Origin of the sequence: Bradyrhizobium sp. SEMIA (genome assembly GCF_014844175.1) — a bacterium.
Classification (GTDB): Bacteria; Pseudomonadota; Alphaproteobacteria; order Rhizobiales; family Xanthobacteraceae; genus Bradyrhizobium; species Bradyrhizobium arachidis.
The window spans coordinates 6825364-6838391 of the sequence record NZ_CP046601.1 but is presented as its reverse complement, the minus strand read 5'-3'; the positions used below and the strand labels follow the sequence as shown (position 1 = coordinate 6838391).

General features: G+C 66.2%; 13 protein-coding genes and 3 pseudogenes. 4 read left to right on the top strand and 12 right to left on the bottom strand.

The window, feature by feature from the left end:
• Positions 1-2: 2 nt before the first annotated feature.
• Positions 3-788 carry an alpha/beta fold hydrolase gene (locus tag FOM02_RS32985; RefSeq protein ID WP_027561472.1) on the top strand — a complete coding sequence of 262 codons (786 nt, stop codon included), beginning with the start codon at positions 3-5 and terminating at the stop codon, positions 786-788.
• 64 nt (positions 789-852) lie between these two features.
• Complete coding sequence (locus FOM02_RS32980) at positions 853-1356, top strand: DUF6496 domain-containing protein (RefSeq protein WP_027561473.1); 504 nt, start codon at positions 853-855, stop codon at positions 1354-1356.
• A 236-nt stretch (positions 1357-1592) separates the two neighbouring features.
• On the opposite strand, the gene FOM02_RS32975 is transcribed toward FOM02_RS32980, so the two are convergent.
• Positions 1593-2546, bottom strand: a complete 954-nt coding sequence (locus FOM02_RS32975; RefSeq protein WP_027561475.1) for an aliphatic sulfonate ABC transporter substrate-binding protein — start codon at positions 2544-2546, stop codon at positions 1593-1595.
• A gap of 21 nt (positions 2547-2567) precedes the next feature.
• On the bottom strand, positions 2568-2789 hold the full coding sequence (locus FOM02_RS32970; RefSeq protein WP_027561476.1) for a hypothetical protein: 222 nt from the start codon (positions 2787-2789) through the stop codon (positions 2568-2570).
• A gap of 390 nt (positions 2790-3179) precedes the next feature.
• Here FOM02_RS32970 and FOM02_RS32965 point away from each other — a divergent pair, with 390 nt between their 5' ends.
• Complete coding sequence (locus FOM02_RS32965) at positions 3180-3911, top strand: SDR family NAD(P)-dependent oxidoreductase (RefSeq protein WP_027561477.1); 732 nt, start codon at positions 3180-3182, stop codon at positions 3909-3911.
• Positions 3912-4250: 339 nt separating this feature from the next.
• Here FOM02_RS32965 and FOM02_RS32960 read toward each other — a convergent pair whose 3' ends face one another.
• The 9 genes and pseudogenes from FOM02_RS32960 to phnG all read right to left on the bottom strand — a co-directional run bounded on the left by FOM02_RS32960 (position 4251) and on the right by phnG (position 11229).
• The gene (locus FOM02_RS32960) at positions 4251-4862 is read right to left on the bottom strand and encodes a pyridoxamine 5'-phosphate oxidase family protein (RefSeq protein ID WP_265440579.1); all 612 of its coding nucleotides are present in this window, start codon (positions 4860-4862) and stop codon (positions 4251-4253) included.
• Between the two features lie 26 nt (positions 4863-4888).
• Entirely contained in the window at positions 4889-5485 is a 597-nt protein-coding gene (gene phnN, locus FOM02_RS32955) for a phosphonate metabolism protein/1,5-bisphosphokinase (PRPP-forming) PhnN (protein WP_027561479.1), read from the bottom strand.
• Positions 5482-6639, bottom strand: coding sequence for an alpha-D-ribose 1-methylphosphonate 5-triphosphate diphosphatase (locus FOM02_RS32950; protein WP_027561480.1), 1158 nt, complete (start codon positions 6637-6639; stop codon positions 5482-5484). Before FOM02_RS32950 ends, phnN begins: the two co-directional genes overlap by 4 nt.
• A gap of 5 nt (positions 6640-6644) precedes the next feature.
• Positions 6645-7343: a phosphonate C-P lyase system protein PhnL gene (phnL, locus tag FOM02_RS32945; RefSeq protein ID WP_027561481.1), complete on the bottom strand. Its 699-nt coding sequence runs from the start codon at positions 7341-7343 to the stop codon at positions 6645-6647.
• A gap of 22 nt (positions 7344-7365) precedes the next feature.
• A pseudogene (phnK, locus tag FOM02_RS46960) lies at positions 7366-8161 on the bottom strand (phosphonate C-P lyase system protein PhnK).
• Positions 8154-9049: pseudogene (locus FOM02_RS32930) on the bottom strand (alpha-D-ribose 1-methylphosphonate 5-phosphate C-P-lyase PhnJ). The pseudogenes phnK and FOM02_RS32930 overlap by 8 nt, the downstream one beginning before the upstream one ends.
• Positions 9046-10148: pseudogene (locus FOM02_RS32925) on the bottom strand (carbon-phosphorus lyase complex subunit PhnI). The pseudogenes FOM02_RS32930 and FOM02_RS32925 overlap by 4 nt, the downstream one beginning before the upstream one ends.
• 3 nt (positions 10149-10151) lie before the next feature.
• Complete coding sequence (gene phnH / locus FOM02_RS32920) at positions 10152-10760, bottom strand: phosphonate C-P lyase system protein PhnH (RefSeq protein ID WP_027561485.1); 609 nt, start codon at positions 10758-10760, stop codon at positions 10152-10154.
• Between the two features lie 4 nt (positions 10761-10764).
• A complete protein-coding gene (gene phnG / locus FOM02_RS32915) occupies positions 10765-11229 on the bottom strand; it encodes a phosphonate C-P lyase system protein PhnG (protein ID WP_027561486.1) in 465 nt (154 codons plus the stop codon).
• Positions 11230-11349: 120 nt separating this feature from the next.
• Between phnG and phnF the strand changes: the two genes are divergently transcribed.
• Complete coding sequence (gene phnF / locus FOM02_RS32910; RefSeq protein ID WP_027561487.1) at positions 11350-12078, top strand: phosphonate metabolism transcriptional regulator PhnF; 729 nt, start codon at positions 11350-11352, stop codon at positions 12076-12078.
• Positions 12079-12207: 129 nt separating this feature from the next.
• On the opposite strand, the gene phnE is transcribed toward phnF, so the two are convergent.
• Complete coding sequence (gene phnE, locus FOM02_RS32905; RefSeq protein WP_035731913.1) at positions 12208-13023, bottom strand: phosphonate ABC transporter, permease protein PhnE; 816 nt, start codon at positions 13021-13023, stop codon at positions 12208-12210.
• Positions 13024-13028 lie beyond the last annotated feature (5 nt).

The window sequence follows — 13028 nt, the reverse complement described above, 5'->3', positions numbered from 1 at the left end:
CCATGAAGCTCTCCGTCAACGGCGCCGAGGTCTTTGTTGCGACCGGCGGCCGCGATTTCGACAAGTCGCTGCCTACGGTCGTCTTCCTCCATGGTGCCGGCTTCGACCGTTCGAGCTGGGCGCTGCACACACGCTGGTTCGCCCATCACGGTTATGGCGTGCTGGCGCCAGACCTGCCCGGCCACGGCCGCTCGCCCGGTCCCTCGCTTTCAAGCATTGCGGAGATGGCCGACTGGACGGCTGCGCTGCTCGATGCAACGGGTGCTGCGAAGGCGCATCTGATCGGACATTCCATGGGCTCGCTGATCTCGCTGGAGACGGCGGCACGGCACCCCGACAAGGTCTCCGCGCTGAGCCTGATCGGCACGGCTGCGACCATGACGGTCGGCCCGGATCTGCTCAAGGCTGCCGAAGCCAATTCGCAGGATGCCAACGACATGGTCTCGATCTGGGGACTCGGCTTCAAGGCCGAGCTCGGGGGCAGCCTCGCGCCGGGTCTGTGGATGCATGGCGGCGCGCAGGCGGTGTTGAAGCATTGCGAGCCGGGCGTGCTGTTCAGGGATTTGTCGGCGTGCAATGCTTATGCGAACGCGCTTGCCGCCGCCGCGAGCGTCAAGGTACCGACGACGCTGATCCTCGGCGAGCGGGACATGATGACACCGGCGAAGGCGGGCAAGGCGCTCGCGGCCGCGATCCCGCATGCGAAGACCGTCGTGGTGCCGGGCGCGGGCCACATGATCATGGCCGAGCGGCCTGACGAACTGCTGGCGGCCTTGAGGGCCCGATAGGATCAATCTTCCGCGTCGTGCGTTGCGGTCAGATACCCCTGTGACTGAGACGGGATTCTGACCCATGCCAAGACGGGAAGTCATTCGCAAAGCGAAGCAGGACAAGCGTGCCGGCAAATCGGCGAGCACGCAGGCCGGCGAGTTCGTCAAGGACGAGATCGACAAGATCAGGAAGGGCAAGCACGGCGCGCGCTCGACGAAACAGGCCATTGCCATTGGCCTGTCGGAGGCGCGCCGCGCCGGCGTCGACCTGCCGCCGCCGCGCAAGGGCCGCACCAAGAAATCGACCCGCCGCAGCGCCAAATACGCCTATGAGGTCGGTCAGGGCAAACGAACGCCGAAGCGCCGGCCAAAAGTGTCGCGCGCTGTCGAGGGCGTCATGAAGAAGGAGCCGCGCTCGACCGCGTCCCGGAGCGCGCTGTCGAAGCAGGGCAAACGCGCCGCCAGCCAGCGCACCGCAGCGTCACGTTCGGCCGCCGCGCGGAAGGCCAGTCATACCAAGGGAGCGAAGGTCCGCTCCGCTGCGGCAAAGAAGGCGGCACGCACCAGGGCGCGCCGCAAAGGTTGATCAGCCTCGCTGATTCCGGAGCCGGCGCGGCCGCATGTGAGAAACAGTTCCCCCGCGCCGCATCCTTCGAGACGCCCGCTTTGGCGGGCTCCTCAGGATGAGGTCGGAGTTCGCGACCGCATTCTCGGCAGCACCGCTGCTGCTTAGCCTCATCCTGAGGAGGCGCGTCAGCGCCGTCTCGAAGGACGAGGCGCGCGCACGGAAAGTCGCCGAGAGCCCGTCTGCAACAGCACCGCTCACGAACCCGGCGTCCATTTCCAGACGATGTCGGAGACATTGACCGGTTTCGGGATCAGGCCGAGCTTTGCAAAGCGGTCGGCGACGGCCTGCTGGATCTTGATGACCTCGGCGTCGAGCGGCACCACGCTATAGGTCGAGCGATTGACAAAACGACGGACAGCTTCGATGTCGACGCCGGTCGCCTCCGACTGCGCCTTCGCGACTTCCTCGTGGTGCGCCTCCGCCCACACGCCTTCCGCGGCGAAGGTCGTGTTGAGCCTGGCGACCAGCGACGGATATTTTTCGACGAAATCCGTGTTGGCAATGTAGAACGCGTTCGGCTTGTGCACGTCCTTGTCGAAAACGAGAACGCGCGCGCCCTCCTTCAATTCGGCGAGCGCCAGATACGGATCCCAGATCGACCAGGCGTCGACCGAGCCCTTCACGAAGGCCGCCGTCGCATCCGCCGGCGCGAGCGGCGCCGGGATGATGTCGGACCAGGACAGGCCGGCCTTTTCGAGTGACGCGACCAGGAGGTTATGCGCGCTCGATCCCTTGCCGAAGGCGACGCGCTTGCCCTTGAGATCGGCAAGCGTCTTGATGGACGAGTCCTTCGGCACGATGATGGCCTGGTTGTCGCCTTCGGACCTCACCGCGGCAACGTAACGAATCTTGGCGCCGCCGGCCTGCGCGAAGATCGGCGGCGTATCGCCGACAAAGCCGAAGTCGACGCTGCCGACATTGATGGCCTCCAGCAGCGGCGGGCCGAACTGGAAGTCGATCCATTTGATCTCGATGCCGAGCGGCTTGAAGGCATTTTCGAGCGTCTGGCGTTGGCGCACCGCGGGGAAGAAGCCGCCCTTCTGCGTGCCGATGCGGATTTCCGCCGGCTTGTCCTCGGCGTGCGCGGGGGCGGCCAGGACGGTGGCGAGCAGGAGAGTCGTTGCGAGGATGTGGCGCCTGGTAATCATATCGTGGTCCTTTCGATGAGATCAGGTGGCGAACAGTTGGGAATTGGCGCGGCGGCTCCGCTCGGAGAACACGGCGCGGGCAGCGCGCTCCGCATCTCGCGCGGAGCGGAACTGCCGGCCCTCGAGACTGTCGAACAGGCGCTCGGAGGAGAAGAAGCGGAAGCCGCGTTCATCGCGGGTGATGATGCCGGCGGCACGGTCGTGGATCTCGATGATGTAGGCGTTCGGCTGGATCTGGAACATGGCTGCTCGTTCGCCGAAGTCTCGGCGTTCCTGTCTTGGGATTTGCGGTGTGGGAGCTGCTAGACGGCGGTCAGGAGCAACAACAGGCGCCGGTTGCCGCCGAGAAACAGCGCCGCGTCATGCAAGCGTGCATGTCGTTCGGATTGCGCTGGTGATCGATTCTCACGGTACGGCTTAAGGGCTCAAGGAGCAGTTTCGACGCTTCGAATATCGAGCGGTTGGTGCGATTGGTCAATGAAATGGCTATCCATATTTGTCGAGAGCGCGCTGGAGCGCTTCTCCCGCGGCAAGCACCGGCAGCCGGATTCATCTCGCGATGAGTTCAACGCGCGGGAGCGGCGGGCATGCTACGCTTCCGTTGGACACAAGAGAAAATCGGGAGATACGGCTATGGCGAATGATCTGAAAGGGCGCACCGCGCTCGTGACCGGCGGCTCGCGCGGGATCGGCGCGGCCGTCTGTCGTGCGCTTGCCGACGCAGGCGCTGCCGTGGCGATCAATTGCCGCGAGCAGATTGGACAGGCCGAGCAGCTGGCCGGCGAGATCAGCAGGCAGGGCGGCCGTGCCATCGTCGTTGCCGCCGACGTCTCGCAGCGCGAGGCCGTGGCCGACATGATCGAGCGCGTCAGCGGCGGGCTCGGACCCATCGACATCCTCGTGAACAATGCCGGCATCGCCATCACGCGCGGCGTCGACGACCTCACCGAGGACGATTTCGACCGTACCATCCTGGTCAATCTGAAATCGGTGTTCCTGTGCACGCAGGCGGTGCTGCCGTCGATGCGCGCGCGCAAATGGGGCCGCATCGTCAACATCTCCTCGGGCGCGGCGCGCGGCGCCGGCTCGATCGGCCCGCACTACAATGCATCCAAGGCCGGCATGGAGGGCCTGACGCGGGGTTATGCCGCGCGGCTGGTCAAGGAAGGCATCACCGTCAACGCGGTGGCGCCGTCGCTGATCGAGACCGACATGATGAGCGGGCAACCGCAACTCGTCAGCCGCATCCCGCTCGGCCGTTTCGGCACGGCGGACGAGGTGGCGAAAGCCGTGATGCTGCTGGTGGAGAATGCCTACATGACCGGGCAGACCATCGCGCTGAGCGGCGGGATGGCGTTTAACTAGAGCGCCTAGCACCCGTGACGCACGCCCTCTTCCAACTCGGGGAATATCGTAGGGTGGGCAAAGCGACTTGTCCGCCGTAGCTCGAAGAGCGAAGGCGGAAGCATGCCCACCATTTGCGTGTGATTGGTGAGAATTCGTGGGCACGGCGCAAATGCGCCTTTGCCCACCCTACGAATCTCTCTCTTCACCTCGCCCCGCTTGCGGGGAGAGGTCGGATTGCATCGAAGATGCAATCCGGGTGAGGGGGTACAGGTCCCACGACGATCTCACGTGTGGAGAGAGGCCCCTCACCCCGCCCTCTCCCCGCAAGAGCGGGGCGAGGGAGAAGAGAGAGCGAGATCACCACATCGTGGCGGCAGCGCGCGCCGGCCAGATGCGGTCGTACTCCTCGCCGCCGACCTTGTTCTCGCTCATCTCGGCAAGGATCTGGCCCGGCGTCGGCAACGTCCTGGGGTCGATGCGCTTGTCGGGATTCCAGAGGTCGGAGCGGACGATGGCGCGGGCACACTGGAAGTAGATCTCGTCGACCGCCATCACCATGACGCTGCGCGGCGCCTTGCCGTCGACCTTGAACGAATCGAGCAGCTCGGAATCGACCGAGAGATGGGCGCGGCCATTGGCGCGGATCGCGTTGCCGGAGCCGGGAATCAGGAACATCAGCGACACGCGCGGATCGCGCACGATGTTGCGCAAGGAATCGACCCGGTTGTTGCCGCGGCGGTCCGGCAGCATCAGCGTCTTCGGATCGTGGATGCGGACCAAGCCGGGGAGATCGCCGCGCGGCGAGCAATCGATGCCCTCGGGGCCGATGGTCGCGAGCGCTGCAAACGGCGCCTTCTCGATAAAGATGCGGTAGAGCGGGGTGACGTGGTCGGCGACTTTCACGGTCGAGGCGTCGTTGGTGACGCCGTAGATGGCTTCAAGCTGTTCGACCGTTTCGATCACCGACATTCCACTCTCTCCTGTTCTGCCGGCGGTTACTCGTGCCAGCATTCGTTCCTGATGATGCGCACGAGCTGGCGGCTATGGTAGTCCGCGCTGCCGGCATTGAGGATGGTGACATCGGCCAGCGTAGCCGCATCGTCGACGCTGCGCGCGAGGCGGTCCGCGATATTGCCGTCACTCACCCGCGCCCGCGCGGCAAGCCGCTGCGCCAGCACGTCCGGCGGTGCCGTGATCGCGACCACGACGACGTTTGCATAGGCCTTGCGCAGCGCGCCGATCACCGTGCGCGAGACGTTGACGACGACGGCGCGGCCGGCGCGGATGTCGTCGTTGATTTCGAGCGGCAGCGCGTAGGAGTGCCCGTGCGCCTCCCAGTGCACGGCAAAATCGCCGTGATCGAGCGCGCGGCGGAAGTCGTCAAAACTCATCGCGATGTTGTCTTCGGCCGCGGAGGATTCGCGCGTCACGACGCGGCGCGGGAAGACGATGTCGTGATCCTCGATGCAGGCCGCCTGTGCGAGCCGCAGCAAGGTATCCTTGCCGGCGCCGCTGGGACCGACCACGAGCACGAGCCGCCCGGGGCCGATCGCGCCCGCCTCATCCTGCGCCATGGCCATCGTCTCGCTCATGCGACGCGGTGTCCTTCGCGCCAGACGCTGCGGACGACGGGAACGTGGCCGGCGACATGCACGCGGATCAGGTCCGCGCGCTTGCCGGTCGCGATCTCGCCGCGGTCGGTGAGGCCGACCGCCTCGGCCGGCGCCTTGGTCACGGTGCGAACCGCGGCCGGCAGGCTGATCGCCGGCACATGCTCGGGCAATTGCAGCGCGGCCATCAACAGGCTCGACGGAATGTAGTCGGACGAGAGGATGTCGAGCAGGCCTTCGCGGGCGAGATCGACCGCGGCGATGTTGCCGGAGTGCGAGCCGCCGCGCACCACGTTCGGCGCGCCCATCAAAATGTCGATGCCGGCCTGGTGCAGGCCGCGCGCGGCCTCCAGCGTGGTCGGGAATTCCGCCACCGACACGCGATCGCGCACGGCGTCGGCGACGTTCTCCTCGGTGGTGTCGTCGTGGCTTGCGAGCGGAATGTTGTGCTCGTGCGCCAGCGCCACGATCTCGCGCATGTTGGCCGCGGCATAGAGCCTCTGATATTCGAAACGCTTTGCGAACAGCTCGTCGAGCTCGGCATCGGTCTTGCCGCCGCCCTTGCCGCGGTAATAGTCGCGCAGCTTGACCTCGTCACGGAACTGGCGCTGGCCGGGCGTGTGGTCCATCAGCGACATCAGCTTGACGTCGGGACGGTCGATCAGCTCCTTGGCCTCCTCGACCACGCTCGGCATCGGGATCTCGCAGCGTAGGTGCAGGAAGTGGTCGGCGCGGAGCAGGCTGGCCTCGCGCGCAGTCGTGATCGCGGCGGCGAGCACACCGGCACGGCCATCGACCTCCTCGGCGCCGTCCTCGCGCCAGACCCGGAGCGAGTCGAAAACCGTGGTGATGCCTGACGTCGCGAGCTGGCCGTCATAGGAGATCACGGCGGCGACCGGATTCCAGAACACTTTTGGGCGCGGCACGTAATGCGCTTCGAGATGGTCGGTGTGGAGCTCGATCAGGCCGGGCATGATGAGGTCGCCGCCGGCATCTTCCGCGCCCGCGGGTGCAGTCCCATCGCCGATCTCGGCGATGCGTCCGTCGGCAAGAGCGAGCCAGCCCTGCTCGATCACCCGGTCAGCCAGCACGATCCTGGCGTTGGCGACCACAGTTTCCTTCGGCTTCATTTCCATTCCCTTCAGGCCGCGGCGGCAAAGCTGGTGACGTCGACGATGCGGTCGGCAATCAGATGACGGATTTCGTCGTCGTGGACAATGGCGACCATGGCGACGCCCTGGCACTTCTTCTCGGCGACCAGCTCGACCACGACGGCGCGGTTGGCGGCATCTAGCGAGGCCGTCGGCTCGTCCAGCAGCAGGATCGGCAGGTCCGAGATGAAACCGCGCGCGATGTTGACGCGCTGCTGCTCGCCGCCGGAGAAGGTCGCGGGCGGCAGCTGCCAGAGGCGCTCGGGGATGTTGAGACGATGCAGCAGCTCGCCGGCGCGGGCCTGCGCGTCAGGCCGGCTCATGCCGTTCACGATCAGCGGCTCGGCGACGACGTCGATGGTCGCAACGCGCGGCACGGCGCGCAGGAACTGGCTGACATAGCCGATGGTGGAGCGGCGGATGTTCAGAACCTGGCGCGGCTCGGCGGTGGCGAGATCGACCACCGCGCCGCGATGGCGGATGCCGATGCGGCCGCTATCGCAGCGGTAATTGCCGAAGATCATCTTCAGGATCGACGACTTGCCCGCCCCCGATGGGCCCGACAGCACGACGCATTCGCCGGGGTTGACCTGGAACGTCACGCCGCTGACGACCGGCAGCTCGATGCCGCCTTGCAGGTGCATCGTAAAGGTCTTGCCGGCGTCGGTGATGTCGATCATGGCGGTCATAGGCTGGCTCTTGTTGGAAGTCTCATGGCGGCAGAATCGAGGAGACGAGGAGCTGGGTATAGGGCTCGCGGGGATCGTCGAGCACCTGGTCGGTGAGGCCGGTCTCGATGACGCGGCCGCCCTTCATCACCATCACGCGGTGCGACAACAGGCGCGCGACCGCAAGATCGTGGGTGACGATGATGACCGCGAGATGCAGCTCGGCGACGAGGCTACGCAGAAGGTCGAGCAGGCGGGCCTGCACGGAAACATCGAGGCCACCGGTCGGCTCGTCCATGAACACCAGCCGTGGCTCGGTGACGAGATTGCGCGCAATCTGGAGGCGCTGGCGCATGCCGCCGGAATAGGTACGCGGCGCATCGTCGATGCGCGCTGTGTCGATCTCGACGCGGGTGAGCCAGTCGGAGGCAGTGTCGCGGATGCGGCCATAGTGATTCCAGCCCACCGCCATCAGCCGCTCACCGACATTGGCGCCGGCCGAGACCGCCATGCGCAGGCCTGCGCGGATCCTGGTGCACATAACCCCAATCGGTGCGGAACAAAAAGCGCCGCTCGGCTTCGCCCAGCGTCGTGAGATCGCGGGTGACACCGTCGCGCATCCGGTACGACACCTGGCCCGCGGTCGGCGCGAGCTGGCCCGACAGCATCTGCAACAGTGTCGACTTGCCCGAGCCGGACTCGCCGACGATCGCCAGCACCTCGCCGGGATAGAGCGCGAAGGAGACGTCGCGGCACGCGGCGATGCGGCCATAGGACTTGCTGAGGGTCTCCGCGACCAGCAGCGGCTGGTCGCTTTCGAGCGTATCGAGATCAGCCATGTGAACTCCCCTGCGCCTTCTCCTTGTACGGCGCGGCGCTGAGGCTGCGTGATGGCCCGCGCCCTGGCGGCCCTCGCAATAGTCGGTGTCGGAGCAGACGAACATGCGCCCGCCCTTGTCGTCGGTGACGATCTCGTCGAGATAGGAATTTTCGGCGCCGCACAGCGCGCAGGGCGCGTTGAAGCGGTAAGGCTCGAACGGGTGATCCTCGAAATCGAGCGACACCACCTGCGTGTAAGGCGGGATCGCGTAGATGCGCTTCTCGCGGCCGGCGCCGAATAATTGCAGCGCCGCGCAATTGTCCATCTTGGGATTGTCGAATTTCGGCGTCGGCGACGGGTCCATCACATAGCGTGCGTTGACCTTCACCGGATAGGCATAGGCGGTCGCGATGTGACCGAAGCGGGCGATGTCCTCATAGAGCTTCACATGCATCAGGCCGTATTCGGCAAGCGCATGCATGCGCCGCGTCTCGGTCTCGCGCGGCTCGAGGAAGCGTAAGGGCTCCGGGATCGGCACCTGGTAGACCAGCACCTGGTTCGCGTGCAGCGTCGTCTCCGGGATGCGGTGACGGGTCTGGATCACCGTCGCCTCGTCGGTCGCCGTCGTCGTGGCGACGCCCGCGGTCTTGGCGAAGAACTTTCGGATCGAGATCGCGTTGGTGGTGTCGTCGGAGCCCTGGTCGATCACCTTGAGCACGTCGGCGGGACCGAGGATCGCGGCCGTCACCTGCACGCCGCCGGTGCCCCAGCCATAGGGCATCGGCATCTCGCGGCTGGCGAACGGCACCTGATAGCCGGGGATCGCGATCGCCTTGAGGATCGCGCGGCGGATCATCCGCTTGGTCTGCTCGTCGAGATAGGCGAAGTTGTAGGCGGGCGCGTTCATTCCGCGGCCTCCTTCATGGCATCGGGCGCGTTGGCATCAGCGAATTCCTTGCGCAGCTTGCGGAGCAGGCCGAGCTCGGACTGGAAGTCGACGTAATGCGGCAGCTTCAGATGCTCGACGAAGCCGGTCGCCTGGACGTTGTCCGAATGCGACATCACGAATTCTTCATCTTGCGCGGGGGCCACGGCCTCTTCTCCGAGCTCGCGGGCGCGCAGCGCGCGGTCGACCAGCGCCATCGACATGGTCTTGCGCTCGCTCTGGCCGAAGGCAAGGCCATAGCCGCGGGTGAAGCACGGCGCTTCCGTCGCAGAGCCCTTGAACTGGTTGACCATCTGGCACTCCGTGAGCTCGATCGAGCCGAGCGGCACCGCGAAGCCGATGTCCTCCGCGAAGAATTCGACCTCGACCTCGCCGAAGCGGATCTCGCCGGCGAAGGGATGGTTGCGGCCATAGCCGCGCTGCGTCGAATAGCCCATCGCCAGCAGGAAGCCCTCATCGCCGCGCGCGAGGTTTTGCAGGCGCAGATCGCGATCAGCCGGAAAGTTCAGCGGCTCGCGGGTGAGATCGCCCACGCTGGCGCCCTCCTCGGCCTGCGGCGAGGATTCGATCAGCCCGTCGCGGCCGAGAATGTCGGTCACGCGCGGCGTCGCCGCGCTCGAGGCTTCGGCCGTCGCGGGCGCTCCGGCACGAAGCCTTCGGCGAGCGTGGGATCGAGCAGGCGGTGGGTATAGTCGAAGGTCGGCCCTAAGATCTGGCCGCCGGGGATGTCCTTGAAGGTCGAGGACACCCGCCGCTGCACGCGCATGGCGCCGGTATCGACCGGCTCGCTCGTACCGAAGCGCGGCAAGGTGGCGCGGAAGGCGCGGACCAGGAAGATCGCCTCGATCAGATCGCCGCGGGCCTGCTTGATCGCGAGCGCCGCGAGCTCGCGGTCATAGAGCGAGCCCTCGCTCATGACACGGTCGACGGCGAGGCCGAGCTGCTCCGAGATCTGGTCGAGGGTGACCTCCGGAACGCTTTGATCGCCGCGCCTGGCATTGGCGAGCAGGCGATGGGCGTTCTCGATGGCGCGTTCGCCGCCTTTGACTGCGACATACATGCTTCAGCTTCCCTTGTTCGCGACACGCGTCGTGCGCGGGATCGCAACCACGGCATCATCGGCGACCAGCACCACGTCGATGCCGCGCGGAAACAGCGTCTCGTTGAACTTCAGACGCTCGAACAAATCGGCCGGCTTGATCGAGGCCTGGAGCGTCGCGACGCCGTCGATGCCGGGGCCGCGCAGCTCGAAGCCGCGGCCGGCATCGAGACTCTCGACCTGGATGATCACCGTGGTCGAACGATCCGGATATTCATTGGTGCCGAGCGCGAAGCGCTCCAGCGCCGGCAGCAGGACACCGTCGCTGATCAGCGCGAAGCTCGCGATCGAGGAATCCTGGATCACCGGCGCGCCGGTGTGGAACTTCAGCCATTTCGTGACGTCAGAGCTTTCCGAGATCCGCGCATCGAGCCAGAGCGGCGTGTCGTGATCGAACAGCGTGAGCGCGATCGCGGCGGTGCCGCGCATCATCATGTCGGGCGCGCCCGCCATCGGCACGATACGCTGGACCGAGCCCGGCCGCGCCATCGCGTCCATCACCGAGCGAAAGGTCGATTGCGCCGACAACACCTTGTCGGCGAACCCCGGCGGCAATTCCGCAATCGTGGTCATGACCTCACCCCTCACCGCGCACCATGGTGTAGAAATCAACCTTCGTCGCGGCGGTCTCCGCCGCCACCTGCTTGCGCTCGACCATAAGCTGCTCGCGCAACGGCGCGATTACGTCGCGCTCGACGGCGGCGCCGAAATCCCGCGACTGCACCAGCGCATCGCACAGCGCGATCAGCCGCGCCTTCTCGCCATCGCGCCCGAGCGTATAGCCGAAGCCGACCTCGCCGCTCGTAAGCCGCACCGCAGCACGCGACACCGTGGCTTCGCCGAGATTGAACGGCGCGCCGTCGCCACCGATCCGACCGCGCAGCATCACGAGACCATTCTCCGGCGTGCGCAGATCCTGATGATCGGGCAGTGCGATAGCGCGGAGGCGGGCGGCGATCTCGCCCGCCTCCGCATGCGCCAGCACGGCCATCGCGGCCTTGCGCTGGGCTTGCTGGTTGTTGTGCTGGGTCACCTGATCCACCGAGCTTTTCGACACAACTTGCCGAATCCAAGTTGTCTATGATAATAGACAACTTGATACGGAAGCGCCATGACTGTTTCGTGACAAACGTGTGATTTCTGGAGTAGGCTTTCCAGCGACATGAGTATGCAGGACACCGCCTCCTCGGGCGTCGCGCTGTGGCGCCTCGTTGCCGATGGCATCGAACGCGGCATTGCCGACGGCCGCTTTGCGGCCGGCGACAAACTGCCGGGCGAGATCGAGATCGCCGAAACCTATCGCGTGAACCGCCACACCGTGCGGCGGGCGCTGGCGGCGCTTGCCGAGCGTGGCCTGGTGCGAGCCGAGCGCGGCAGCGGAACCTATGTCGAGGCGCAGAAGCTCGCTTATCCCTTGCGCTCGCGCACGCGCTTCTCCGAGATCGTCGGCGCTGACGGCCGCGAGCCGCATGGCCGCCTGATCGAGGCGACCGATGACGTCGCGACGCGGGAGCTGGCGCGCGAGCTGGGATTGAAGACCGGCGCGCCATTGGTGCGGATCGAGGCGATCCGGCTCGCCGACCGCACGCCGATCTGCGTCTCCACCACCTGGCTGTCAGCGGAGTTGTTTCCCGGCGCCGGCGAGGTGTTCGCCGAAACGCGCTCGATGACGAAGCTGCTCGAGCATTTTGGCGTGCGCGACTATCGCCGCGGCGCGACGCGGATCACCGCCGGCATCGTCGATGCCACCGATGCGGCGCGGCTGGATCTGCCGCTGGGCCGGCCGATCCTGGTGGTCGACGCCACCGACCACGATCTCGCCGGTAAGCCGCTGGTGACCAAGCACTCACGCTTTGCGGCGGAGCGGGTGGAGTTCTTGGTGGAGTCGTAGGGGGTCTCTCTCCACGAAACCGGACCCGTAGGGTGGGCAAAGGCGCGATCGCGCCGTGCCCACCATCTTTCCGAGATTCGCGAAAAGTGGTGGGCACGCTTCGCTTTGCCCACCCTACGGCACCTGTGCTCAGGCGACCGCCCTTCGCCCAATGATCGCAAACCGAAGCTTGCCCGAGATGAAATCGATCGCGGCGACGGCGACCAGGATCATCAGGATCAGGAACGATACCTTCTGCCATTCCAGGACGCGGATCTGCTCGGCGAGCTGGAGGCCGATGCCGCCGGCGCCGACGATGCCGATGATGGTGGCCGAGCGGGTGTTGGATTCGATGAAATAGAGCACCTGGCCGGCGATCACGGGCAGGACCTGCGGCAACAGACCAAAACGGATCTCGTGCAGCGCGCTGCCGCCGGAGGCGCGGATGCCCTCGACCTGCTTCTGGTCGGCGCCCTCGATCGCTTCCGAGAACAGTTTTCCGAACGCACCGAAATCCGACACGGCGATGGCGAGCACGCCGGCGAACGGACCGAGCCCGACGACGTTGATCCACACCAGCGCCCAGATCAGCGTATCGACACCGCGGATCGAATCGAGGAAGCGGCGCACGGGAAAGCGCAGGATCTGCGAGGGTATTACGTTGCGCGCGGCGAGCAGGCTGACCGGCAGCGCGAACACTGCCGCCAGCGTGGTGCCGAGCAGCGCGATCGAGAGCGTCTCGCCGAGCGCCTTCAGATAGATCGGCAGCGAGGAGCCCGGATCCGGCGGGATCATCATGAGGCTGATCCAGCCGAGCTGGCTCAGGCCTGCGAAGAACCGCGACGGCGAGAAATCGAGATCGACGAGGCCGTAAATCAGGATCGCGAACGCCGCGACGATCATCGCCGGCATCGCGAGCCGCGCCGAGGCCGGCCGGTCGAACACGTCGGGGTAGCGCGCACGCATCTCGC

Coding starts and splice junctions, on each gene's coding strand:
- FOM02_RS32985 (WP_027561472.1), top strand. CDS start 3: ATGAAGCTCTCCGTCAACGGCGCCGAGGTCTTTGTTGCGACCGGCGGC.
- FOM02_RS32980 (WP_027561473.1), top strand. CDS start 853: ATGCCAAGACGGGAAGTCATTCGCAAAGCGAAGCAGGACAAGCGTGCC.
- FOM02_RS32975 (WP_027561475.1), bottom strand. CDS start 2,546: ATGATTACCAGGCGCCACATCCTCGCAACGACTCTCCTGCTCGCCACC.
- FOM02_RS32970 (WP_027561476.1), bottom strand. CDS start 2,789: ATGTTCCAGATCCAGCCGAACGCCTACATCATCGAGATCCACGACCGT.
- FOM02_RS32965 (WP_027561477.1), top strand. CDS start 3,180: ATGGCGAATGATCTGAAAGGGCGCACCGCGCTCGTGACCGGCGGCTCG.
- FOM02_RS32960 (WP_265440579.1), bottom strand. CDS start 4,862: ATGTCGGTGATCGAAACGGTCGAACAGCTTGAAGCCATCTACGGCGTC.
- phnN (WP_027561479.1), bottom strand. CDS start 5,485: ATGAGCGAGACGATGGCCATGGCGCAGGATGAGGCGGGCGCGATCGGC.
- FOM02_RS32950 (WP_027561480.1), bottom strand. CDS start 6,639: ATGGAAATGAAGCCGAAGGAAACTGTGGTCGCCAACGCCAGGATCGTG.
- phnL (WP_027561481.1), bottom strand. CDS start 7,343: ATGACCGCCATGATCGACATCACCGACGCCGGCAAGACCTTTACGATG.
- phnH (WP_027561485.1), bottom strand. CDS start 10,760: ATGACCACGATTGCGGAATTGCCGCCGGGGTTCGCCGACAAGGTGTTG.
- phnF (WP_027561487.1), top strand. CDS start 11,350: ATGAGTATGCAGGACACCGCCTCCTCGGGCGTCGCGCTGTGGCGCCTC.
- phnE (WP_035731913.1), bottom strand. CDS start 13,023: ATGCGTGCGCGCTACCCCGACGTGTTCGACCGGCCGGCCTCGGCGCGG.